Raw genomic sequence first — 25,492 nt, forward strand, 5'->3', positions numbered from 1 at the left:
ATGATATTTTTCATCCATTCACAAGCGCCCGCTTCTTTTCAAGCGGCGATTGACCATCTTGTGGTAGAGCGATGCCAGCAATGGTCGAATCACCGGTAGACCGATCAGCCAGGCCAGCGGTTTTAGTAGGAATACCCGCGACATCAATAAGATGTAAGCATCGAGTTCGGAAACTATCTGTTGGTGTTCATCGCGAACATGTAATTCAGATAAGGCCTTGTGAGGATCAATACCGATGTCGCGTAGATGGGTATCCTGTCCGCTGATATCGAACCAGCAGACGTCTTCTCCACTTTTCCCCGCCAGCTTCTCATAGTTTTCCCGATCCTGGATGCAACTGGGGCATGCGCCATCATAATAGACAGTGATCTTTTGCTTTTCTTCCTTCATTATCAGCCCCTTTTGATCAAGCGCTGAAACTCAATGATTGTTGCCGCAGATTGACCCGGTCAGCCGAAGTTTCTAAGCTTATTTAACTGCGGGTGGTGTAAAGACTTCATTGACTTGACTGAAAGAACCGCCCGGTGCCGGACCGCCGCTGATTACGTACAGGCGTTCGGCAACGACAGCTGATCCCAATCCATGGCGCGCGGTAGGCATCGGAGCCATGGTGCGCCACTGATCAGTGGCAGGGTGGTAGGCTTCATTGGTGGCAAACGTGCCCTCTTTCGCTTCGCCACCGACGACATAAATCCAATCGTTGATGGTGCCTGCGGAAATGCCGCTACGAGGCGTTGGTAGATTCGAGCGTGGGCGCCATTGATCAGTATCCGGATCATATTCTTCAACAGTTCCCATATTGCGGTGATAATTCAGCTTAGGCCGGCCGCCGATGGCATAGATTCGGTTTCCAGCGATTGCGGCTGCCAGATGGTCCCGTGGAGTCGGCATAGAGGCGCCGGATGACCAAGTATTCGTTTGCGGATCAAAAATTTCCACGGCACCGGAATTATGTTCGCCATCATACCCGCCGATTGCATATAAGCGATTCTGATACACCGCAACACCGAGCGCTCCGCGTGCGGTTGGCATTGGTGCAAGTTCGCGCCATTCTTGAGTCGCAGGATTATATTGATACACTGTGGCAACCGCGTGCCAGACTGACAAATAAGCTTTTGTAAACCCGCCCACGATATACAACAAGCCATTAATAGCAGCGATTCCAGCATGGTGCCGACCTTCTGGCAGTGGCGTAGTGAGCGACCAGGAATCTGCAGCAGTATCGTATACCTGCACTTCGCTACTGATGGCAAATTTCAAGGCATTGTTAAAATTTGGTTTATTAAAACCTCCCACCACATAAATTTTACCGTCAATGGCGGCTGCGGCCACCTCTGTGCGCGGCGCGGGCGCCGACGCAGCTACTGCCCATGTTCCTGTGGAAACATCAGCAAGTGCCGGACTGATATGAATTAAGGTGAGAAAAAAAATAATGAATAGTCTTAAAATCAACATAGAAATCCTCCGAGACTGTAAATTTAACTGTGTAACTGTCTGAATTAGACATACGCAATCAGTCGTTCTTCGAATTCGATCATAAAACGATTCAAAGCCGCTTTCCAGTTTTTTATTGGCATAGCCCAGTTTCGAGATGCTCCCTGTACCGCTAGGAAAATGATGTGTCAACACTTTAGTGGACACAAAGTTAAGCAGCATTTTGCAGCAACTCGAAATTAACGGGCGATATATACCCATTAGCTGAATGTAATCGCTCCCGGTTGTAAAACACTTCGATATATTCAAACACAGCCAGTTTAGTTTCTTCCCGAGAATGAAACGTTTGCTGATGGATCAATTCAGTTTTTAAGGATTGGAAGAAGCTTTCCGACACGGCATTAACACTCGGGGAATACTGGATTAGATCGACAGGTCAATGCAAAGGCAATAACGCCAATCCCAGCACGGGTCAGACCAAGTCAGCGGCTTTTTTCAAATGCATTTTTACAATACCACTGAGTTGCCCATCTTCTCGTTCCCTGAATGAAGGAATTCGATGCAGCCAACCATAGTAGGCGCTCTGTGAGACCTGTAAAACCGGCACATCGATAACACAGCGAATTCATCCCGATGCTGTCTGATCCAGGCGTACTTCACCTTTGTCCCTGGGCAAAGTACGCCGCCTTTTTTAATAGGTCACGCTCCTCGGTCAGTTGGGCAACCTCTTTCTTTAACTGCTTTAACTCTTCATAGAGATGTGCGTCAGTGCGCACGGCCTTTATGTTATCTACCGGTCGACTGTATTTATTAATCCATGTATGCAAGGTGTTTTCATTGACACCAATATCCCGGGCGGTTTGAGCCACCAATTTATCCGATTCAATGGCTAACTTTACTGATGATTCCCTAAATTCAGCTGTATAAACTTTGGGTTTCTCTTGGTTCATTTGGATACACTCCTTTTTTCAGTTATTTTAAGAAATGTGTCCAGTTTAGTGTCGCCACATCATCACTCGGCCCCATATTCTGGAGCTTTTCTGAGTTGCCCGTTACATTATTACACGCAATGGGCAATGGCTTTTTATTTTTCCTCTGGCAGTGTCTAATCAGGATTTCTCATCATCCTTTTCCGCGATTATTGTCGCAAAGCCCCGGATCACTGCCCCGAGATAAAGCAGATTTCACCCTCGATTCCAGCCTGGAAGGTTGCTCCGCCATCAGTTGTCTGACCACTGATGAAGAGAACACCTGTCGCTCCTGCAAAATCTCCTGTACTGGCATCTGGAACAATTCGTGCAATTTCACTGAATAATCCCCTCCCAGTATCGTAGATTGCAACATTACTGGTCGCCAAGATTCCTTTTTGGGTCGTGACTGAGAAGTTATCTATATAAGAAATGGTGCTCGCGTCTGGCGTAGGAATCGGGGTACTACTGAAAGTGGCTCTTGTTGTTCCGTTTAGCTTTTCCCCTCCCGTAATTGTTCCACTCGTCGTGCCGTCGAAGTTATTGACAACACTTAGATTGCCTTTCAAGTTCTTACAATTGCCATCCGCCAATGCTAATTGTGGCAATAAAAATAAACCGACGGTAGCTGTTACCATTGCGAGCATCGCCAATACCTTGATCCTTTTGCTCATAATCTTTCTCCTTTCGTTTGAACTGAATGCCTTAGTCGGGCAATATTCTGTATCGCCCCCCTTCACAAGCGATAGCTACCCACCAATGAATCCGTAGATTTCCTTTTCCTCTCCCTTCACAGATCAGAATAACATATCGTGTGCCTGGATGTACTGGAAAGCAGATGGAACGTCAAACACATAAAAAAAACACAACAAGCAGAAACTTAGATATGCTGATTCTCAAGGAACCAAAGCTTCATGATTCACACAACACATAATTTTTTGCCGTTAATTGCACCAGGTATCAAACTGAAATATTAATAAACCAGCACCCGGTGTTTATCCGATTCGGTGAGGCATAAACTGCTGGAACTGGCCTACGTGCTTGATCGGTTTAATACGCATAGTTGATTATCTCCAGTATAGTTTGCTGCAAAATACCAATAAATATTACCAGCAAATATTGGCAAGTTTTACTTGGAGATTTTTATGCCTGTACAAAAAAATACCAGTGTGACGCTGGGCGAACATTTTGAGAAATTTCTGGCGCATCAGATTGAAACCGGGCGTTATGGTTCGGCCAGCGAGGCCATACGGGCGGGGTTGCGTTTGCTTCAGGAGTGTGAAATCAAGTTGGAAGCATTACGCCATGCTTTGATTGAAGGTGAACAAAGTGGCGCATCAGACTATTCTTTGCAAAGCATTCTAGATGAATTGGAAAGTGACGGTTAGATGGGGTCATTCACCCTCACCCAGAAGGCAAGATCCGATATGCTCTTGATAGGCCGTCATACCCGGAAACAATGGGGAAAGACACAGCAAAAGCGCTGCCTGAGTCAACTCGATACAGCCTTTCATGATCTCGCTGATAAACCGGATATAGGACGCGCATGCAATGATATTCGTGAAGGTTATTATAAATATGGTGTTGGCAAGCATTTGATCTTTTATCGTCGCACAAGCGAAGATCAGATTGAAATTGTACGTATTCTGCATGGACACATGGATACAGAGCAACATTTATAAATCGTATATTTGGGTGTGGAATCCATCGTCCATAAAGCACTTAAGCCCTGCACTACCGACTATATGGCTACGGTATAAAGTAATAATCAAATTCGCTACGAATTTTAATAAAAAGAAACCGAGAATCATGTAGACATTCTCCCCGCAACAAAAAATCTGAGCTGAGTAATAAGCGTTGCATTTGGTAGTAAAATACCGCTTTATATGCTCTGACAAATTACATGAGGAGATAGAATCATGCATGTAACCATCGTCTATGCTTTTGTCAAACCGGAGAAAATCGAAGCATTCAAGGAAGCCTGCCGGTTGAATCACGAAAGCTCCATCCGCGAACCCGGTAATGTTCGTTTTGATATTCTGCAATCCGCAGATGATCCGGCAAAATTTGTATTTTACGAAGCCTACAAAACCCAACAGGACGCTGCCGCCCATAAACAAACCGCACATTACCTGGCATGGCGGGATACCGTGGCGGATTGGATGGCCGAATCCCGGTATGGTGTCCCCTATCACGGATTGTTCCCGAAAGTTGCCGACTGATGTTTAATTTCTCCATCGCGCGATTACCGCGCATCGAATTTGGCACGGGTGCCTTAAAAAAACTGCCGGATATTATTGCGGGATATGGCTCCTGCATTTTATTGGTAACAGGCGCCCGCTCATTCACCGGTACCGAGCATTGGCAGTCATTCGTTGATCAACTCAAACAACGCGGAATCAGCTGGCAACTTTGTACGATTACCGAAGAACCCTCCCCCGTTGTGGTGGATAATCTCGTCAAGACCTACGCAGATCAATCATTTGACGCCGTAGTCGGCATCGGTGGGGGCAGCGCACTGGATGCCGCCAAAGCAATTGCGGGGTTATTGAAAGTACAACATTCCGTGATGGATTACCTGGAAGGCGTCGGACCGGAATTGCCCTACGCAGGCCCTGCTACCCCGTTTATCGCGGTGCCGACGACCGCCGGCACCGGCAGCGAGGCAACCAAGAATGCGGTACTGAGCATCCAAGGAGAACACGGCTTTAAGAAATCTTTCCGCCACGATAAACTGGTGGCCGAGTACGCTATTGTCGATCCGGATTTATTGCACAGCTGTCCGCCCAGCGTAATTGCCGCCAATGGCATGGATGCATTGACGCAATTGCTGGAATCCTATGTTTCCACCAAATCCAATGCATTCACCGACGCACTGGCGATCAGCGGCTTGCAAGCCGTCCGGGATGCATTGATTCCGCTCTACCGCCAGGACGGACAATTGCAAGAACACCGCGAAAAAATGGCCTACGCCGCACTGCTGTCCGGTATCACACTGGCGCAAGTGGGTTTGGGCTCGGTGCACGGCCTGGCATCTCCATTGGGCGCTTTTTACCCGATTCCACACGGCGCGGTATGCGGCACCCTGGTCGCATCGGCCACCCGCATCAACATTCGCAGCATGTTGGCGCGGGAACCTAACAACCAAGCGCTGGCAAAATACTTGCATGTCGCCGAGATTCTCTGCCAAAAACGCTTTATTGATCCGCAAGCGGCTTTCAATGCATTAGTCGATCTGTTAGTGGACTGGACCACAGAACTTGCACTACCGCGCCTATCGCATTACGGTTTGCAAGAAATCGCATTGGATAAAGTCATCGCCAATTGCCGCGGCAGCAGCATAAAAACCAATCCCATCGTACTGGACGATGAAGAAATCAGGCAGATCTTGCTTGAGCGTTTGTAGCAATAATTTGTGACTGGCATCGCTCATTCCTTTATGTGCTTGCTGTTCGCATTTTCCAACGCGGGAAATTCCAGTCCATCGATCTGCTGCAACGATTTCCCCGCAATTCCCTGTAAATCGCCGTACATGCCGACGGTCGCCGTCATCACCCGCTCAATTTGTTCTTCGCGCTTGGCCCATTGTTTCATGATGACTTTGCGCTCTTTATCGAGATCTTCCTGCATGGTAGAAAACGCCTCGACAATCGCTTCCACGCGTTGACGGAAACGTGGGCCGGTGAGGTATTGGTAGACCATTTCTGTCTTGGTTTGCTGGCCTTCCGAGGATTGGCGCGCCACAGCGACTTCCAGCAAGGATTGACGCAGAATCATGGCCACCGGCAAGGCGACACGGGGGTGTGTGACCCAGACGCCCTCGATCAATTCAAAGGTCTCAACGCCTTTTGGCAATACTTGACTCACGATCACGGCGATTTCCGCTTTTGCAGTGCGCTGATCATCGCGCAGTTTTACCAGCCAGGGATCGCTCCAGTTCTTGGTACGCTTGAATTCCCACAAAATAGTGCCACCGGCCTGACCACCTGCACCGACCACTCGGTGCAGTACATCCCCGCCGTACTCACCTTTGGGTACCGGTTCGATCGCATCAAAAGGAAATTTCATGCGCAACAGGTTTTCCAGTTCCAGTTCCTGCACTTCTCCTTGTAGTTGCTGCGAGCCCTGCTCGGCTCTGCGTTTAAGATCCTCTATCTGCTTCTGCATCGCAGCAATGGTTTGCTCTTTCTCCATCACTTTGAGTTTCTGTTCATCCTCGGCTTCTTTCCTGGCAAGCACACGAACTTCGGTCAATCCGTCCTGCACCCGCTTTTCTACCGTGAGTTCCAGTTCACGCCTGGCATCGTCGAGTTCGCGTTGTTTCTTGATCAGCTCGGCTTGCGCCTTTTGCGCTTCAGCTAATTTTTCATCGCGGGATTTAAGCACTTCCTGTAATTCGGTCAGTTCACGTGCCTTATTTTCCAGCTCGGCAGCACTGGCCAACTTGGCTTTGCGAGACTCTTCCGCAATCACTCGCGCACGCTCCGCTTTCAACTGCTCCGCTACCTGACTGGCAACCTGATCGTCGAGCTTGCGCTTATCTTCTGTTAATTGCTTTTCCTTGTCGCGCATGGCTTGTTCGCGCTGAATGATCTCGCTGTCTTTCTGCGCCAGCCGCTGCTCAAACTGCCTGCGTGTGGATTCAATCAGCGGTGCCGCCAATGATTCAGTCAGTTTGATTTCCGTTTTACAGTTCGAACAAGTAATCGTTGGTTCTGTTATCACAATTTTTCCATTCAATTAATGCGGCAATATTTGCCGGTATGACCGCTTCTCCGTGATAAAAAATCAAGTAAAGAAAGCGCCAACACAGCCAGCACAAGCCTTGCCATCAATTGGCATGATCATTGCTGTTGCCATTGTTAGTCATTCATTATAAACCGGCAGTACTCAACATTCAGGAGTCCCTATGCAAAATAAATTTGAGAGTTTGGAGCTCGGTCAATTCATTCCGCTGCATTACCATCACAATATGTTGAACGACACTATCCGTATGCAAGGCTTTAAAGAAGCGATTGACTGGGTGGTCAAGCCCGGCGCCAAGGTTCTGGAGCTTGGTGGCGGTACCGGCGTGCAATCGTTTTTTGCCGCGCAAAAAGCGCAAAAGGTTTATTGTGTCGAGCGCAACCCGGAACTAGTCAATGCTGCACGCAGTCTCCTCGCGCAGAACACCAACGGAGACAAAGTTGAAGTGATTCAGGCTGATGCGCTGCATTACCTACCACCAGAGCCAGTCGATGTCGTGATCTGCGAAATGTTGCACACCGGCTTGTTACGTGAAAAACAGATGCCTGTTATCGATTCGTTTAAAAAACGCTACTTGGAAAGATTTGGCGACCCATTGCCTGTCTTTGTGCCGGAAGCCAGTATTCAAGCCATTCAGCCGATACAGCAAGATTTCCATTTTGAAGGGTTTTATGCACCGACAATTTTATTTCAAGATCCCTGCGCCATTCAGGAAAGAAGTAAAAACCTCGGCGATCCTGAGATATTTCAATTGCTGTCTTATGCTGAACCATTTGACCAAACCTGCCAATGGGACGGAGAAATTCTCATTACCGAGCATGGTCAACTCAATGCGTTACGGCTCATCACCAAAAATATACTGGCCATTAATATGCATACCTGCAACATCGTCGATTGGCATACGCAATATATCATTGTTCCGTTAGCCGCACCAATCGCCGTTTCCAAAGGCGACCATATTTCCATACGTTTTAGTTACCAAGGCGGCGCACCGCTTAGCGCACTGTCGGATTCATTGGAAGTTTGCCTTGTCAATAAGCAGATTCCAGTCTTGGAATTGGCACTCGAAGCTTTAAATAGCACAGCAGAGTCTCAGTCAAACACCCCTCAAATGCACCATTACTGATCCATTCATCACGAATAGTGTACATCGCCTCTGTGTACACTATATCAAACGAGGTCAACCGATGAAAAATTACCTTAAGCGCGATTGAAGCCGCTCGTAAGCGCGCACGCACCGAACAAACCACACTCAATGAATACACGGAATCAGTGAAGCCAGCCTAATCTGAATTACTGCATATCAATTGCATCGAACAACTTAGGTACGATGCGCTTCGCTTTTTGATACTTTGCGTATTTGTTTCAGTTTCATATGAAGCACCTTCTGTTTAATTTCACATGGCTCCAGCAAGAGCTGCATGGATTCTCTTTTTGATTGATCGATTTTCCAACTTTCAATATGGCGCATTTGAGACCACTGGAAGGAGAATCCATTTCATTCGTTGAAAAACGTTTTCGAGACAACCATACACGGCATCGGCGCCGAACGCATATACCTGCGCGTTTTCTCCAAAGAACCGGCAGGAAGTGGTTTCAACATCATGTAGAATAGCGCTCGATTGTATAAATTACAGAGTTACCGCAGACTCGAATTGTCACATCATGCCAACCCATCCTGCTTTTATTCATTTACGCTTGCACAGCGAATATTCCATTCTGGACGGCACGATCCGTATTCCCGAAGTGGTTGCAAAAGCGGTGGCAGATCAAATGCCCGCACTCGCGTTAACCGATCTTGCCAATTTGTTTGGTCTGGTAAAATTCTATCAAACTGCCAATAAAAACGGCATCAAACCGATTCTCGGGTGCGATGTCTGGATCGCCAATGAATCTGACCGCAACAAGCCGATCCGGCTGCTGCTGCTATGCCAATCCCACGCCGGTTATTTGTTGTTATCCCGCCTGCTATCACGCGCCTATCGTGAAAATCAACATCATGGCAGAGCAGAAATCAAACCATCCTGGCTACAGCCTGCTGAATGGGGATCGCAAGGACTCATCGCGTTATCAGGTGCCCGCTTGGGCGATATCGGATCAGCCATTTTGCAAAACAATCTGCAGCAAGCTGAAACTCAAGCGCAAAAGTGGGCTGACCTGTTTCCCGATCGCTTTTATATTGAAATCCAGCGCGATGGCCATGCGCATGAAGCCATGCTGGTACAACAATCGCTGGTGCTCGCCCAGAAATTTGATCTACCCGTTGTCGCCACGCAAGCGGTGCAATATCTGAATGCTGACGAATACCGCGCACATGAAGCGCGTGTCTGTATCGCCGAAGGGTATATTCTGGGAGACAAGCGTCGTCCCAAAAGTTTTACCGAACAGCAGTATTTCAAAACCCAAGCGGAAATGGCGCAATTGTTTGCCGATATTCCCAGTGCATTAACGAATACCATAGAAATTGCCAAACGCTGCAACCTGACGCTGGAATTGGGCGTGAACCGGCTTCCGCTGTTTCCCACACCCAATAACGAGAGTTTAGAGCAATATTTGCGCGATCAGGCTGCAGCAGGACTGGAGCAGCGCATGTTGCAACTGTTTCCGGATGTCGAGATACGCACTGGCAAACTGCACCAATACCAATCTCGCCTCGAGTTTGAAGTGAACACCATCATCCAGATGGGATTTGCCGGGTATTTTTTGATCGTCGCTGATTTTATCAACTGGGCCAAGCACAACAATGTGCCGGTGGGACCTGGGCGCGGCTCCGGTGCTGGCTCACTGGTGGCGTATTCATTGGGAATCACCGATCTCGACCCGCTGCGTTACGATTTATTGTTTGAACGCTTTCTAAATCCCGAACGCATATCCATGCCCGATTTTGACATCGATTTCTGCCAGGATCGGCGCGAATTGGTGATCGAATACGTCAAGCAACGTTATGGCACGGGAAAAGTCTCGCAAATCGCCACCTTCGGCACAATGGCGGCCAAGGCGGTGATCCGCGATATCGGCCGGGTGCTGGATTTGCCGTACAACTTTGTCGACCAGTTGGCCAAACTGGTACCGTTTGAACTCGGCATGACGTTAAAAAAAGCGCGCCAGCTCGAACCACAACTCAATCAGCGTGCGGAAGCTGAAGAAGATGTGCGCAATTTGCTGGAACTGGCGGAAAGCCTCGAAGGCATCACGCGCAATATCGGCATGCATGCCGGCGGCGTGCTCATCGCCTCCAGTGAAATCACCGATTTTTGTCCGATCTACTGCACGGAATCGGCTGATTCGGTTGTCAGCCAACTAGACAAGGACGATGTCGAGAAAATCGGTCTGGTAAAATTCGACTTTCTGGGGCTGCGCACGCTGACCACCTTGGATCGCGCTGTCGGCTATATCCGCCAATCGCGTCAAAACGCCAAGCCTGCTACTAAAACCGATCCAGCTGCGCAACTTTTCTCGCTGGAGACGCTGCCGCTTGACGATGCACTCACCTACGCATTGATGCGCAAAGGCAATGCAGTCGGCATTTTTCAGTTTGAATCGCGCGGCATGATCGATTTATTACAGAAAGCAAAACCCGATTGTTTTGAGGATATCATCGCCTTAGTAGCGCTATATCGTCCCGGCCCGATGGATCTGATTCCGGAATTCATCGACCGCAAGCATGGCAAGAAAATGATTGAATATCTGGATCCGCGCCTGGAACCGATATTGGGTCCAACGTATGGCATCATGATTTATCAGGAACAAGTCATGCAGATTGCGCAGGTGATCGGCGGCTACAGCCTCGGCAGTGCCGATTTATTGCGCCGTGCCATGGGCAAGAAGAAAGTCGAAGAAATGGCGCAACAACGCGATATCTTCGTTGCCGGTGCGATTAACAATGGCTTGGGTAAGAATCAGGCCACCGAACTGTTCGGTCTAATGGAAAAATTTGCGGGCTACGGCTTCAACAAATCTCATGCCGCCGCATATGCGCTGATCGCGTTTCAAACGGCCTATCTGAAAGCGCACTACCCGTCTGAATTTATGGCCGCGTGTTTGTCCGCCGACATGGACGACACCGACAAAGTGCATATTTTTGTTGAAGATAGCAACGCCAACGGCTTGACGATTCTGCCTCCCGATATCAATCACTCCGGCTACCGTTTCATCCCGGTCGATAACCAAACCATCCGTTTCGGTCTCGGTGCGGTGAAAGGCACCGGGGAATCCGCAATCAGCTCGATCATCGCCGTGCGCGAACAAATGGGACCTTTTACTGATTTATTCGATTTCTGTAACCGAGTCGACCGGCGCATCGCCAATCGCCGCGTGATGGAATCATTGATCCGCGTCGGCGCATTTGACGCCATTAATCCTAACCGCGCCAGCCTGCTGGCTTCTGTCGGTTTGGCGATAGAATCCGCCGAACAAATCAGTCAATCCGTCAGTCAGGCCAATTTATTCGGCGAAGCTGAGGATCAGTCGCACATGCAACCACAACTGATTCCTGCGAATGTATGGTCTGACCGGGAAAAACTGCGCCATGAGAAAATCAGCCTGGGCTACTATTTCAGCGGACACCCTTTTGATACCTACGCCGTAGAACTGAAGCGCTTCATCCGCACCCGCTTGGATCAGTTGTACCCAAACCGCGAACCGCAACTGCTCGCCGGAATCATTCATTCCATTCGGGTCCAAATGACGCGCCGCGGTAGAATGGGTGTCATCAATCTGGACGATGGCAAAGCGCGCGTCGAGCTGGTTATTTTCAGCGAATTGTTCGATGCCAATCGTGCATGGTTAAAAGAAGATCAGCTTCTGATCGCAGAAGCGAAAGTCAGCAACCGTGGATACGGTGGCGAAGAAAGCGACGAATTACGAATTACCGCCGAGCAGCTCTACGATTTCGCCGGAATACGCTCGCGCTTTGCCAAGCAAATCAGAATTCATTGCAATCCCTCTACCCTCGACCAGGTTTCCAGCCTCAAAACATTACTGGCACCCTTCACCAGCCAAACGCAAAAATCCGGTAATAATCTCCCAGCCTGCCCGGTGACACTTATCTATCACAATGACTCTGCCAGCGGCGAGCTGGAATTGGGGAACGACTGGCGGGTGAATCTGCATGATGATTTGCTGCAATCGTTAACTGCGCATTTTAAAACTGAAAATATTGAGATCGTTTATTGATTGATCACATTTGACGTCATATGACACGCCATCTAGACGATCTAATGATGGCAGCGTATCTTGAAACGTGTCTTGAGGAGGCTAATGGAGATGCTGCCTTCATTGCCAAGGCATCGAGAGACGTCATGTATTATGCCAAGAGTGTGTCACAAATAGCTCATGATGCAAGCATACCCATTCACTTAACACACAATAAATTGATAGCGCTCAATTGCCAAACCCAAGCGTGACTTTGTTCGCTCAAAAATATATATTAGCGGCAAGACAATGTATTTATCCGCTAATCTGCACTTTTCTTCAGGAACATTACCATGAACCACAATCTATTCAATAGCCTGCATGAATTATCCATTGCACCGGGCAACAGCGCGAAATACTATTCGCTTCCGGCGTTGGAAAAAAGTGGGGTTGGCAAGATTTCCTGTCTGCCGGTTTCGATTCGAATCATATTAGAATCAGTTCTACGCAATTATGACGACAAAAAGATTACCGAAGCGCATATCCGGCAATTGGCAAATTGGCAGCCCAACGCCGATAGAGTCGACGAAATACCGTTTGTCGTTTCGCGCATCGTTTTGCAGGATTTCACCGGTGTACCGCTGCTGGTGGATCTGGCTGCCATGCGCAGTGCAGCGGTAAAACTGGGAAAAGATCCTAAGCGGATAGAACCATTGGTACCGGTTGATCTGGTCGTTGATCATTCTATTCAGATTGATTATTACGGAACGGAAGATGCGCTGGAGCGCAACATGGAAATCGAATTTTCCCGTAATAACGAACGCTATCAATTTATTAAATGGGGAATGCAAGCCTTTGACACGTTCAAAGTGATACCGCCTGGAATTGGTATCATACATCAGGTCAACCTCGAATATCTTGCCCGGGGCGTACATCATAAGGATGGAATAGTCTTTCCTGATACTTTGGTAGGCACCGACTCGCATACCACGATGATTAACGGTATCGGTGTCGTCGGTTGGGGTGTTGGCGGCATTGAGGCTGAGGCCGGCATGCTGGGGCAGCCGGTTTATTTCCTGACACCCGATGTCGTGGGTGTCAACTTGACCGGTCACCTACGTGAGGGCGTCACCGCAACGGACCTGGTTTTAACGATCACCGAAATGCTGCGCAAAGCCAATGTGGTCGGCAAATTCGTTGAGTTTTTCGGGGAAGGAACGGCTTCGCTGACATTACCTGATCGCGCCACGATTGCCAATATGGCGCCTGAATATGGCGCAACCATGGGTTTCTTTCCGGTTGATGACGTCACCATTGAATATTTCAGAGGTACGGGGCGTAGCCAGGAAGAAATTACCGCATTCCAGGCTTATTTCAAAGCGCAGGGGATGTATGGCATTCCACGCCAGGGAGATATTAATTACACCCGCGAGCTAGCGCTTGATTTAGGCTCAGTCACAACGTCATTGGCAGGCCCCAAGCGCCCACAGGACCGCATTGAACTCGCTGCAATCCAATCCAAGTTCACTGAACTCTTTAATAAGCCTGTCACGGAAAGCGGCTATGGGAAACATGATGATGATATCAATCAACGCTATTTGACGCGTGATATCCATACTCAGGATCCTGATGTTTGCACGCACATCGGTCCTGACAATATCGATGAAAATCGACGATCACCGTCCGGCCCGCACAATGCTGCACCTGCGACGAACAATAATCGGCCAGCGAAAAAAACTGCGCCGGCAGAACGACGCATGGTCTCGCGCAACATCACGGAAATGACCAGTAATCGCCCGACACCTCACGCCATTGATTTACCCGTTGATGAAAGCAGCTCCCACATTAATTTGGGTCATGGTGATGTATTGATTGCTGCCATTACGTCCTGCACCAACACATCCAATCCAAGCGTTCTCCTCGCGGCAGGATTATTGGCCAAAAAAGCGGTTGAAAAAGGATTGTCGGTGAAACACTATATCAAAACATCGCTGGCGCCCGGTTCGCGTGTGGTCACCGATTATCTGACCGTCACGGGACTGCTGCCCTATCTTGATCAACTTGGTTTTGATGTGGCCGGTTATGGATGCACGACATGCATCGGCAATGCAGGGCCACTGGCGGACCCAATTGAAGAGGCTATTGTTAAGAATGACTTGGTTTGTGCGGCTGTACTGTCAGGAAATCGCAATTTCGAAGCCCGCATTCACCCGAATATTCGCGCCAATTTCTTAGCCTCACCGCCGCTGGTTGTCGCCTATGCCATCGCGGGCAGTATTTTAAAAGATCTTACCAGCGAGCCTTTAGGTATCGGCAAAAATAATCAGCCTGTGTGGCTTAAAGATGTCTGGCCCAGCAGCGCAGAAATCCATGCACTGCTGAAATTTGCCACCAACGCAGACACTTACCGGCAACTCTACAGCAACCTGACCAAGGATTATCAACTGTGGAATGATGTCACTTCCGTCACCGGACAAACTTACAATTGGCCGCAATCCACGTATATCGCGGAACCGCCTTTTTTCCAGGATTTTTCACTGCAGCCGGCGGCTTCCAATGGTACGATTAGCATCCAAAATGCCTACGCACTGGGCATTTTTGGTGATTCTGTTACAACCGACCATATCAGTCCGGCTGGCTCCATCAAGGATACTTCGCCGGCTGGACGTTATCTGCTGGATCATGATGTCGCCAAAACCGATTTTAATAGCTACGGTGCCCGTCGAGGCAACCATGAAGTGATGATGCGCGGCACATTTGCCAATGTTCGCATCAAGAATCTCATGATTCCCGGTAGTGAAGGCGGTGTCACGTTATATCAAGGTGCCACCGATGCTGAGCCTGTGCAAATGAGCATTTATGATGCCGCCATGCAATACCAATCACATGGTATTCCCACCGTTGTTTTTGGCGGTAAGGAATATGGCACCGGCTCCAGTCGCGACTGGGCTGCCAAGGGAACACAGTTACTGGGCGTCAAGGCGGTCATTGCAGTTAGTTTTGAACGCATACACCGCAGCAATCTGCTCGGCATGGGTGTGCTGCCATTACAATTTAAAGATAACGACAACGTTAATTCATTGGGTATTCAAGGTAACGAGCGGTTTGACATTATGGATTTGGATAACATCCAACCACAAAAAGATGTCACCTTGGTCATTCGAAGGAAAGACGGCACCAGCAAATCGGTTCAGCTGCTCTGCCGCATTGATACCGCCATCGAGGTCGATTATTACCGGAGTGGCGGCATTTTGCCTTATGTACTTAGAGAACTCATGAATCATTAACAGGCTTTGAAAAACGATCTGCGTTGTCGCTACCGTGTTAAAAACAGGCTCAAGTGGGTCAAAACGCATCAGTCATCTGTAACAAACAACAACAGCTATTTTGCTAATTAGCTGTTGTCTTATTCATCCAATTCTATTGGGATTTATTTCGTTACATTTCTCAGCATGTTTAACTCTTTATTAAATCGTGCAAGTATTCTTCAAACTCTTTTTTTAGATCCGGATGTTGTAAAGCAAATTCCACAGTCGCCTTTAAATAACCGGATTTACTACCACAATCGAAACGTTTGCCTTCAAATTCATAGCCGAGTACTGTTTCTTCTTTTAACAGCTTTGCGATTGCATCGGTAAGTTGAATTTCATTGCCGGCGCCGCGTTGTGTTTGCTCCAGAAGCCTGAAAATGCGCGGCGTCAGGATATAGCGACCGACCACAGCCAGATTGGAAGGCGCTTTATCAATGGCGGGTTTCTCAACAATCGCATTGACCTTGGACAAACGCTCAGCCGTCGGTGAGCCATCGATAATGCCGTATCGATTGACTGTCTCATGAGGCACCTGCTCGATTCCCAGCACCGAGCAATGATGGTGACTATAAACATCGACCATTTGGTTCAAACAGGTTCTTTCACCGGCATCGATCAAATCGTCGGCTAGCAATACTGCAAAAGGCTCATCGCCCACAACGGATTGTGCACATAAAACGGCATGCCCAAGTCCCAGCGCCTCTGCTTGTCGGATATACACGCAATCAATATGCGATGGCAGAATATTACGAACAATGTCGAGCATTTCCTGTTTATCGCCTGCTTCCAGATTTGCCTCCAGTTCAAAGGCTTTATCAAAGTGATCGGGAATTGAACTCTTGTTACGCCCTATAATGAAAATTAATACATCAATTCCTGCGGCCACGGCTTCTTCTGCGGCAAACTGAATCAGCGGCTTATCAACGATGGGAAGCATTTCCTTTGGATTGGCCTTGGTCGCCGGCAAAAAACGCGTTCCCAATCCAGCAACAGGAAAAACAGCTTTTCGTATCGCTTTCATTTGAAGCTCTCCTTAATTGTGAATGTATTATGATCAGACTTCATGCAGTTACTGATAAATCAGGAAGAATAATCCCGATCAACTTTGATAACCCTTGGGATTGGTACTCTGCCAATGCCAGCTACTCGCACACATCTCTTCCAATCCAAGTTTTGCTTGCCACCCCATCAACTCGAAAGCACGCCCTGGATCAGCATAAAAGCACGCAATATCACCGGAACGCCTGGGTGCAATCTGGCATGGAATAGACCGCTTGCTCGCTTGCTCATAAGCATGTACGACATCCAAAACACTATAGCCCCGGCCAGTCCCCAGATTTACAGTCAGGCAACCTGCATATTTGTTAGCTTGTGCATCCTGTGAAGCTTTTAGTGCTTCCAATGCTTTGAGATGTCCGAGTGCTAAGTCAACCACATGAATATAATCTCGTACGCCAGTGCCATCCGGGGTAGGATAATCATTGCCCCATACGTTCAGCGCTTCTCGTCGTCCTACCGCAACTTGCGCTACAAAAGGCATTAAATTATTTGGCACTCCTTGCGGATCTTCGCCGATCAATCCGCTGGGATGCGCACCTACAGGGTTGAAGTAACGCAATATGCTGATGCGGAATGAATGATCGCTATGTTGCAGATCACGCAGTATCTCCTCGATCATCAACTTGCTACGTCCGTACGGGCTGGTAGGTGAAAGTGGATGATTTTCTGTCAATGGCAACTGCACCGGATCACCATAAACAGTCGCAGAAGAACTGAACACCAGCGTTTTAACACTGCATTCCTGCATGGCCTCCAGTAGGCGCAACGTACCCACCACATTATTGTCGTAATACCAAAGTGGTTGCTCAACCGATTCGCCTACCGCTTTAAGACCGGCAAAGTGAATGACAGCAATGGCTTGGCTTTGCTTAAGCGCAGCTACCAGGGCAGCACGATCACGGCAATCACCTTGTATCAATTCCAGTTTCTTACCGGTAATTTGCTCTACGCGCGCCAGTGCTTCAGGATTACTGTTACAGAAATTATCAAAGACTGTCACATTAAAGCCCGCATTCAGCAATTCAACACACGTATGCGATCCAATATAACCGGCACCACCAGTAACAAGAATCATCGTTATAAGCCTCGGTAAGGAAAGGTAGATCGATTCAATTGCTTTGAAATTCGCTCAAACTTTGAGAGTTCTGCCAAATTAATCGTGAAAATGCTGCTTAAAATTCGTCACAAAATAATCAAGAGAATCGATGGGTAAATGATTGATTCCCGCTGCGGCCTTACGCCCTCCACCGGTATCAAATTGCAAGCACAACACATCAGCTCCCTGTGGGTTTACCAATGAAGCTCGCACACTCACCGTGTAGTTTCCACTCTGATTGCGCGTAATCACCGCATGTGCGCGTTTTGGATTCTCATTGGCTAATTTGTTGGCAAAAATACCACTGACACGTCTTGCCCAGGGTGCATCCGGCAATAAATAAGCGGCGCCGTGATCGTCACTTACCAATGGTTGTAATGAGTTCGCATGATTCATATCATCTTTAAACCCCGCAGCAAGCCTGGTAAAAGCAGTCGACTGGGCGATGAAATCGAAGGGACTGGTATAAGGCTTTATTTCTTCGTACAAATCTTCCGGATGAAAATGCAGATCCGCCACACTATCACCGTAACCGTTGTAATTCAGGTATTCACCCAGACACGCAAGCTGTTCTATTTCCACTTCCGTGAGCCCTGCCGAGCTTGCAAGCTGTCGGGCTTTTTGTATGAGATTATCGCCAAAAGCAGCCGTAATTGCCCATAAATGAAACCTTCCCTTCAGATGTTGATCAACCAGAAGACTGGTGCATACGTCTGCCGACAGATCGATATGCGTGGTCAGATTGTGATGTTGCGGTATTTCTCCGGCATGATGATGATCAAAATATTCAACGATGACACCGGCTTCCAGCAAGCGCATTAATCCTTTGCGATTGCTGTCCAAAGAAATATCCAGTACCGTCACCCGGTCTCCCGCATGCGCTTCTACCCGATCTAGCAACTTGATATCGCGCTTGACTCCGGTAACCAGACTGGCAGTTGCTGGATCTGCCAACCTCAGCTGATGCAATGCACATAATCCATCTGCATCGCCATTAAATACATAATAATGATTCATATTGATAGGATGAGTGATTTATTCGTGGATATTGGCTAATCGAGATCCTTCATGTCATTGGCACATACCGACATCAAGGCTGACCCAGTGCGCCGGCATTCGTGAGATGGTTGATAATCTGCTCAACAGCCTGCTCCGGAGTTTGCGTCATGGTATTAATGTGAACTTCCGCATTCTCTGGCGTCTCATAAGGTGAATCAATGCCGGTAAAGTTTTTTAACTCCCCGCGGCGCATTTTTTTGTATAACCCTTTGGGATCGCGTTCTTCCGCCACGTGAATCGGTGTATCGATGAATATTTCAAAGAATTCACCCTGCTCTACCAGCTCCCGTGCCATCCTTCGTTCAGAACGAAATGGTGAAATAAACGATACTAGAACGATTTGTCCCGCATCAACCATCAATTTGGCAACTTCGGCAATGCGGCGAATATTTTCAACCCGGTCAGTATCGGTAAAGCCGAGATCCTTATTAAGACCGTGGCGCACATTATCGCCATCCAGCAGATAGGTGTGTTTACCCAGCGAATAGAGCTTCTTCTCAACCAGATTGGCAATGGTCGATTTACCGCTACCGGATAATCCGGTAAACCAAAGTATGAAAGGTTTCTGTCCTTTAATGGCGGCATGTGCCTGTTTATTGATATTGATGGCCTGCCAATGAATATTTTGCGACCGGCGTAAAGCAAAATGCAGCATGCCGGCACCAACCGTATTATTGGTCAAACGATCAATCATGATAAAACCACCGGTATCACGATCTTCTTTGTAGGGATCAAACGCAAGCAACTGATCGGAACTCAGATTACAAATCCCGATTTCATTGAGTTCCAGTTTCGTGACAGCAACATGTTCGAGTGTATTGACGTTCACCTTATATTTCAGCATTGAAACATTGGCTGTTACCGTTCTCGTTCCAATCTTCATTAAATAAGGTCTACCGGGAAGCATCGGCTCATCGGACATCCATACGATGGTCGCTTCGAATTGATCAGCCACACTCGGCGGTGAATCAGTCGCTGCAAGAATATCACCCCGACTGATATCGATTTCATCAGTCAGCGTCAGTGTGATGGATTGCCCTGAAATTGCTTGCTTAAGATCTCCATCGCTGGTTACGATGCGTGCAACACGACTTTCCTTACCTGCGGGCAGAACTCGAACAGGATCACCAGGTCTGATGTTGCCACGAACAACGATACCGGAATAACCGCGAAAATCTAAATTGGGGCGATTGACCCATTGCACAGGCATACGAAAAACCCCAGGTTCCTCCCCTACATCCTCAACTTGAACATTCTCCAGATGCCCCATCAACGTTACCCCATGATACCAGGGCGTGTTCGCACTCAGTGCGGTAATATTATCGCCTTTCAGAGCGGACATCGGAATTGTTACGATATTCTGCAGACCTACTTCTTTAGCAAAGATACGATAATCTCGATCAATCTGATTATAAATCTCTTCAGAGTACGCCACCATATCCAGCTTATTGATCGCCAGTACCACATGCCGAATTCCAATCAATGAGACCAAATAGCTATGCCGCCGAGTCTGCGTCAATACACCTTTACGCGCATCGATCAAAATAATCGCAACATCGGCGGTTGAAGCGCCGGTGATCATATTACGCGTATATTGTTCATGCCCCGGCGTATCCGCTACGATAAATTTACGTTTATCCGTCGAAAAAAAACGATACGCCACATCAATGGTAATGCCTTGCTCGCGCTCTGCCGAAAGCCCATCCACCAAAAGTGCGAAATCGAGATCACCTGCTTGCGTACCCACTTTCTTGGAGTCTACTTCCAACTGAGCCAGTTGATCTTCAAACAACATCTTAGATTCATACAGCATGCGTCCGATCAGTGTACTTTTTCCATCATCAACACTGCCGCAGGTGATAAAACGCAATAAGCTCTTATTCTCATGAGTCTTTAAGTACAACTCAATATCTTCGGCGATCAAATCAGATACATGTGCCATTAGAAGTACCCCTCCTGTTTCTTTTTCTCCATCGAACCTGTGGAATCATGATCGATCAATCGACCTTGTCGCTCGGATGTTTTTGTCAGCAGCATTTCTTGAATGATGGCCGTCAAAGAGCTCGCCTCACTCTCAATCGCCCCGGTTAATGGATAACAACCCAGTGTGCGAAAGCGTACTTTCTTCATCATCGGAACTTCGCCTTTGTGCATCGGCAAACGATCGTCATCCACCATAATCAATGTGCCATCGCGTTCTACAACAGGACGTTCTTTGGCAAAATACAGCGGTACGATGGGAATATTATTCAGGTAGATATATTGCCAAATATCGAGCTCGGTCCAATTCGATAAAGGAAACACCCGAATACTTTCGCCTTTATTTTTACGCGTGTTATACAAACGCCACAGTTCAGGACGCTGCAATTTGGGGTCCCATCGATGCTGCGCCGAGCGGATTGAAAAAATGCGTTCCTTAGCGCGCGATTTCTCTTCATCCCGACGTGCGCCGCCGAATGCCACATCAAAACCATATTTATCCAGCGCCTGTTTCAGGCCTTCTGTTTTCCAGATATCCGTATGAACTGCGGAGCCATGCGTAAATGGATTAATTCCCTTTGCAACTCCTTCAGGATTAATGTGCACAATTAGATCCAGCCCAAGTTTTTTTGCCATCACGTCACGAAATTCAATCATTTCTCTGAATTTCCATGTTGTGTCAACATGCAGTAGTGGAAAAGGCGGTTTTGAAGGATAAAATGCCTTGACTGCAAGATGCAGCATCACTGCACTATCTTTGCCGATGGAATAGAGCATCACCGGATGCTCGCACTCCGCAACAACCTCCCGCATGATTTGTATACTTTCCGCTTCAAGGCGTTGTAAATGTGTCAACATTGTCAATAATTTCCTTAATTATTAGAACTTAGCAGGGTTATGTTAATACAATTTCGGATTCTTAAAATTGCGAAATAAGCTATTTTATTGCTGCAATCTTTAATTTTTATTACATCGGAGGGCGTAACTTATAATCCGTTAGAATTGTGTAATTTTAGTAGGTTAAATATATAAATTAGGACTTGATTCTTAGCACATTATAGATTAATTCCATGTCTCCTGTAAGGCACAACATTCATTCAATTCGCTAGCAATTACCGCGCCACACACAAAATATATTGATTTATAATCACAAAAGGCTAATCAACACCTCAAAGTATAAAAAATCGGTATTGCCCGAACGTTGATCAATATGGGTTGGCTGTGCCGCTATTCGTTTTTTTACAAATTCCCCAGCAAAGAAATGGGTGTAGCCCAATATCGTGCTAATTCTGGGTGTGACTTGATAGCGAATGCGTCCTTCAAATGCACTACCTGCATGATCGCCGCTTTGTCCAGTTTTATCCCGATTAAATCCGGGATCCGGCAGAGTATTACTAATATTGCCGTTGAGGATATCGAACATGCGATCGGTACTGCTGGCCAACCAAAACCAAGCGTATGTGGCTTCAAAACCTAGCTTCTGCGTTGGCTGAAGGTCAAATCTGACTTTTGGGGTCTCGATATTCTCATAAACCATATAATGGTCTGCCGACCAGGGCCGTGCAAAACCAAAAAAACGATCAAAGCGATTATCGACATTGTCATTAGGGTTGCGGTCACCGGTGGCATAACCGTAAAAACCCATAACCCGAGGTTTCCACGGGTGATTGAAAGTTCGACCTACTTCGGCAGTATAGCCATAGGCATCTTGACGTTGGGTACCGCTATAACCGAGTTGATAATTGAAACTGGCATCAAAATCCAGAATATTTCCAACTTTGCCATAGGCGCGAAACCCTGGCATATGAATTTCCCGATCCAGTTTGTTGGTTGCAGTAAAACCATTGGGGTCGGCCGTTTGCTTTTGACCCATGTAGTACGGCTGTATCGTGATGATATCAGACCACCTACGCCAATAACCGATTGTACCAAAAACCCACAAATGATCATTGGCTTCATCGAATCTGGTTTGCAAGCGCCGAACCGGTTGCATACCAAACATTTCAACTTCCCAATCATTGGCTTCTCGACCTATATTCAGACGAAAGCCTTCAAATGAATTAGTGGTGTTGCGCCATTCGTTACGCGCAATAAAACGCCGGTCTGTTGTTTCATAAGCCATACGTCCTACGCGAAAACGAATCGGACGATTCTGATCGCGATCATCCGCGCCCAGTGCATTTTTGAAATATAACTCGCCATACGCATTGATCAGGTCGTATTCATTTCTTTCCTGATCAGTGATTGCGTGTCTATTGTTATATACCCGCGAATCTTGAAATTCCACAGCAAAACGGAAAGGATCGAGAATATCTCTTATCCCCAGCCAAGCGCGCGAACGCAGAAAAAAAGGATCATTATTCCCACCTTCGACATACCGTATATCGTTATGGCGATGCTCGTAACGTGTGCGCCATTCAAAGCCGACATCCAACCAGGTGATATCCTTAAATGCCTTCACACCGATATCGCTTAACCGACGTACATACCGTGGCGGATCTGATTCCGGATTGGTAGCATAGCTATCAGAACGTCGATAATAGCTCGTCGATTGCTTGTTGGCTTCCGGCACGATGGCAGGTAACGATTTGGCGGAATCTGATGACGCGCCTCCCACTGCTTTTTTTGCATCCAGTGCCTCTGCTTGCACTGTTCGAGTGACACCCGATTCCATCATTTGAGACTTGGCGGAATGAGCAGTAAATGCACTCAACACCACAATGTGTAACAAGAACCACAGAAACTTCACGTCATTCTCCTAAGCAAACTCTCCGGTGTTCCGGTTGAGTCATTCAAGCAATTTTGGCTGTTTTACTGCGCACTTAATTTTTAATATATATCAACACTCTCTCCTAAATAGGATCCTGATACATAGGGAGTTTTCTATAGATGTGCTATCAAAAACAACTTGATAACGATTGGGTAACATGATTCTTTATAGCAGCACTTCGAATTTTATTTGTCGATGAAATAGTAATCTGTACTTACATCCTGGAATCAGACAGTAAACGCCACGATTCTCGCCTTCCTTGCCCAGGATCTATAGATATTCTTACTGGACTGGCTTGAGACACGTTGTTACCACTCTCTAGCAGGCCGTTGAAGAACTATCTGCGTTGCCGCTACGGTGTTAAAAACAAGCTCAAAATCCTCATTTATTACGCATAAACTGCGCTTTCTCGCCTGTTTTTGCCTTGTATCGGCTGCCTCGAAAACGTTTTTCAACGACCTACTAGTGAATTTTTATTGATTGGACCAGTGCTTAAGTGTTCCATTACTATCAAAGAACAAATAAATTCCCTTTCCGATACCGATAATATCAGATCCATTAATCGGTAAATTAGATCCAAAAAGAACGTATTCCCAGGTATCTCCACTTGGGCTCTTGCGCGTTCCATAGCACCATTTACAAGGAAGTCCCCAGGAGGCAATGACTTGCTCTTTTGTCATACCAGCAACCAACTCTTTCTGATCGATGGCTTTGCGTATTTCAGCCGACATATTGGCATCCGCCAGCACTTCTTGCCTGATTCGGTTTTCTCGCACCGCTCCACATCCGTGCAGCAGTAAGATTGCTACTATCACTATTGAGGTAATAAATAATCTGTTATTCATGGGGGAAGTCATTTGCAGTGTAGCCGGTTCTGATAAATCTACTTTGTATATAATGGTTTGCTCGTACTTCAATAATACTTTATCTTCTATCCCAATAACAATGAATTATGCTGCGTTGTACCAAAGTCTGCGCAAAGCATCTACCTAGTGGACAGGAGCTCGCGAATATTAACAGTTTTTATCATGAGCTGACGATATTCAGATCTTTATAACATAAGGCAGCCCTGAGTCATTGCCAGATTTCAGCTACTTTCTTCAATAAATTGTCAAACTGGATGCAATGTCGTCAGCAATGAATCTTTTCTGATTGAAACCAAGCTCGCACTATTTTTTCTGACCTTTTATGCAAAAATCTTATCAAATTTCCCGCGTCACATAGTTACACTCCCCCAATCTTTTACATAATCCGAAGGAGAAACAATGTCTACACTCGTCACTCGTCACTCGTCACTCGCCCCGCTCTCGATTTTACTAGACCTGCCGTTTTACCGGGCGGTAATTTCGTGTAGTAAATGAATATCCTGAGCCTGTTTTAATACCATAGCAGCAACGTAGATAGTTTTTCGACGGCCTGTGAATAAAAACTAATAGGAAGAACATATGGGTCTACTGTGGCATTACTGAATCAAATGATGGAACTCGAACTTGTCGGGTAGTACGGTACACGCACTACGCTCTGATGGTATGCGGGTATAACCGCATTTCCATCGTAGAGTGATTAAACAAACAAGTCCAGGAAATGCATGAGCGAGAAAATAATCATGATTGCCAGCTTGAAATACAATATCACCAAACCGGAATTAATCGACCAACCCTCCCTTGTAGCGGGTTTTTTATTGTTGATATTTTCCCATCCGCTATAGAACTATCGATAGGATAAAATAGAATCGATATTTCTCAGACTGTAAAATAATGCTATTGGGCGGATTTGAGCTAATTTAAACCGGATTCTTTACAGATCTTGTGTAACATAAGGCCAGAGATTGTCGCGTTCATACCGCACGACACGTTTATTCGGCTTTTTAATAAAGCATGAAATTGATTGGATTAATTATCAATTGGAATAGAAATTTTGAAAGGTATGCGACTGT

General features: G+C 47.1%; 21 protein-coding genes. 8 read left to right on the forward strand and 13 right to left on the reverse strand.

The window, feature by feature from the left end:
• Window positions 1-18: 18 nt before the first annotated feature.
• The 5 genes from C8R34_RS02900 to C8R34_RS02920 all read right to left on the reverse strand — a co-directional run bounded on the left by C8R34_RS02900 (window position 19) and on the right by C8R34_RS02920 (window position 3,076).
• Window positions 19-390, reverse strand: coding sequence for a thiol-disulfide oxidoreductase DCC family protein (locus C8R34_RS02900; RefSeq protein ID WP_110337667.1), 372 nt, complete (start codon window positions 388-390; stop codon window positions 19-21).
• 78 nt (window positions 391-468) lie between these two features.
• Complete coding sequence (locus tag C8R34_RS02905; protein ID WP_110337669.1) at window positions 469-1,455, reverse strand: kelch repeat-containing protein; 987 nt, start codon at window positions 1,453-1,455, stop codon at window positions 469-471.
• A gap of 190 nt (window positions 1,456-1,645) precedes the next feature.
• A complete protein-coding gene (locus tag C8R34_RS02910; protein WP_110337671.1) occupies window positions 1,646-1,858 on the reverse strand; it encodes an IS3 family transposase in 213 nt (70 codons plus the stop codon).
• Window positions 1,859-2,090: 232 nt separating this feature from the next.
• The gene (locus C8R34_RS02915) at window positions 2,091-2,384 is read right to left on the reverse strand and encodes a transposase (RefSeq protein WP_110337673.1); all 294 of its coding nucleotides are present in this window, start codon (window positions 2,382-2,384) and stop codon (window positions 2,091-2,093) included.
• A 209-nt stretch (window positions 2,385-2,593) separates the two neighbouring features.
• Complete coding sequence (locus C8R34_RS02920) at window positions 2,594-3,076, reverse strand: hypothetical protein (protein WP_110337675.1); 483 nt, start codon at window positions 3,074-3,076, stop codon at window positions 2,594-2,596.
• A 471-nt stretch (window positions 3,077-3,547) separates the two neighbouring features.
• On the opposite strand from C8R34_RS02920, the gene C8R34_RS02925 reads away from it, so the two are divergent.
• The 4 genes from C8R34_RS02925 to C8R34_RS02940 all read left to right on the forward strand — a co-directional run bounded on the left by C8R34_RS02925 (window position 3,548) and on the right by C8R34_RS02940 (window position 5,808).
• Window positions 3,548-3,790, forward strand: a complete 243-nt coding sequence (locus tag C8R34_RS02925; protein ID WP_110337677.1) for a type II toxin-antitoxin system ParD family antitoxin — start codon at window positions 3,548-3,550, stop codon at window positions 3,788-3,790.
• Entirely contained in the window at window positions 3,791-4,084 is a 294-nt protein-coding gene (locus C8R34_RS02930; RefSeq protein ID WP_110337679.1) for a type II toxin-antitoxin system RelE/ParE family toxin, read from the forward strand.
• Window positions 4,085-4,321: 237 nt separating this feature from the next.
• Window positions 4,322-4,624: an antibiotic biosynthesis monooxygenase gene (locus C8R34_RS02935; protein WP_110337681.1), complete on the forward strand. Its 303-nt coding sequence runs from the start codon at window positions 4,322-4,324 to the stop codon at window positions 4,622-4,624.
• Entirely contained in the window at window positions 4,624-5,808 is a 1,185-nt protein-coding gene (locus C8R34_RS02940) for an iron-containing alcohol dehydrogenase (RefSeq protein WP_110337683.1), read from the forward strand. The genes C8R34_RS02935 and C8R34_RS02940 overlap by 1 nt, the downstream gene beginning before the upstream one ends.
• A gap of 23 nt (window positions 5,809-5,831) precedes the next feature.
• Here C8R34_RS02940 and C8R34_RS02945 read toward each other — a convergent pair whose 3' ends face one another.
• A complete protein-coding gene (locus tag C8R34_RS02945; RefSeq protein WP_258364327.1) occupies window positions 5,832-7,127 on the reverse strand; it encodes a DUF2130 domain-containing protein in 1,296 nt (431 codons plus the stop codon).
• Window positions 7,128-7,311: 184 nt separating this feature from the next.
• Here C8R34_RS02945 and C8R34_RS02950 point away from each other — a divergent pair, with 184 nt between their 5' ends.
• The 4 genes from C8R34_RS02950 (at window position 7,312) to C8R34_RS02965 (ending at window position 15,568) form a co-directional block, all read left to right on the forward strand.
• Window positions 7,312-8,274, forward strand: coding sequence for a methyltransferase domain-containing protein (locus C8R34_RS02950; protein ID WP_110337685.1), 963 nt, complete (start codon window positions 7,312-7,314; stop codon window positions 8,272-8,274).
• 539 nt (window positions 8,275-8,813) lie between these two features.
• Complete coding sequence (dnaE, locus tag C8R34_RS02955) at window positions 8,814-12,323, forward strand: DNA polymerase III subunit alpha (protein WP_110337687.1); 3,510 nt, start codon at window positions 8,814-8,816, stop codon at window positions 12,321-12,323.
• 20 nt (window positions 12,324-12,343) lie between these two features.
• A complete protein-coding gene (locus C8R34_RS02960; RefSeq protein WP_110337689.1) occupies window positions 12,344-12,553 on the forward strand; it encodes a hypothetical protein in 210 nt (69 codons plus the stop codon).
• A gap of 81 nt (window positions 12,554-12,634) precedes the next feature.
• On the forward strand, window positions 12,635-15,568 hold the full coding sequence (locus C8R34_RS02965; protein ID WP_110337691.1) for an aconitate hydratase: 2,934 nt from the start codon (window positions 12,635-12,637) through the stop codon (window positions 15,566-15,568).
• A gap of 169 nt (window positions 15,569-15,737) precedes the next feature.
• On the opposite strand, the gene galU is transcribed toward C8R34_RS02965, so the two are convergent.
• The 7 genes from galU to C8R34_RS03000 all read right to left on the reverse strand — a co-directional run bounded on the left by galU (window position 15,738) and on the right by C8R34_RS03000 (window position 24,401).
• Entirely contained in the window at window positions 15,738-16,613 is an 876-nt protein-coding gene (gene galU / locus C8R34_RS02970; protein ID WP_110337693.1) for a UTP--glucose-1-phosphate uridylyltransferase GalU, read from the reverse strand.
• A 78-nt stretch (window positions 16,614-16,691) separates the two neighbouring features.
• The gene (gene galE, locus C8R34_RS02975; RefSeq protein ID WP_110337696.1) at window positions 16,692-17,726 is read right to left on the reverse strand and encodes a UDP-glucose 4-epimerase GalE; all 1,035 of its coding nucleotides are present in this window, start codon (window positions 17,724-17,726) and stop codon (window positions 16,692-16,694) included.
• Between the two features lie 78 nt (window positions 17,727-17,804).
• A complete protein-coding gene (locus C8R34_RS02980) occupies window positions 17,805-18,764 on the reverse strand; it encodes an acetyltransferase (protein WP_110337698.1) in 960 nt (319 codons plus the stop codon).
• A 73-nt stretch (window positions 18,765-18,837) separates the two neighbouring features.
• Entirely contained in the window at window positions 18,838-20,748 is a 1,911-nt protein-coding gene (cysN, locus tag C8R34_RS02985; protein WP_110337700.1) for a sulfate adenylyltransferase subunit CysN, read from the reverse strand.
• A complete protein-coding gene (gene cysD / locus C8R34_RS02990; RefSeq protein WP_110337702.1) occupies window positions 20,748-21,644 on the reverse strand; it encodes a sulfate adenylyltransferase subunit CysD in 897 nt (298 codons plus the stop codon). The genes cysN and cysD overlap by 1 nt, the downstream gene beginning before the upstream one ends.
• A 289-nt stretch (window positions 21,645-21,933) precedes the next feature.
• On the reverse strand, window positions 21,934-23,535 hold the full coding sequence (locus C8R34_RS02995; RefSeq protein ID WP_110337704.1) for an alginate export family protein: 1,602 nt from the start codon (window positions 23,533-23,535) through the stop codon (window positions 21,934-21,936).
• A gap of 494 nt (window positions 23,536-24,029) precedes the next feature.
• Window positions 24,030-24,401: a hypothetical protein gene (locus tag C8R34_RS03000; RefSeq protein WP_110337706.1), complete on the reverse strand. Its 372-nt coding sequence runs from the start codon at window positions 24,399-24,401 to the stop codon at window positions 24,030-24,032.
• Window positions 24,402-25,492: the final 1,091 nt, after the last annotated feature.

The organism is Nitrosomonas sp. Nm84 (genome assembly GCF_003201565.1).
GTDB lineage: Bacteria > Pseudomonadota > Gammaproteobacteria > Burkholderiales > Nitrosomonadaceae > Nitrosomonas.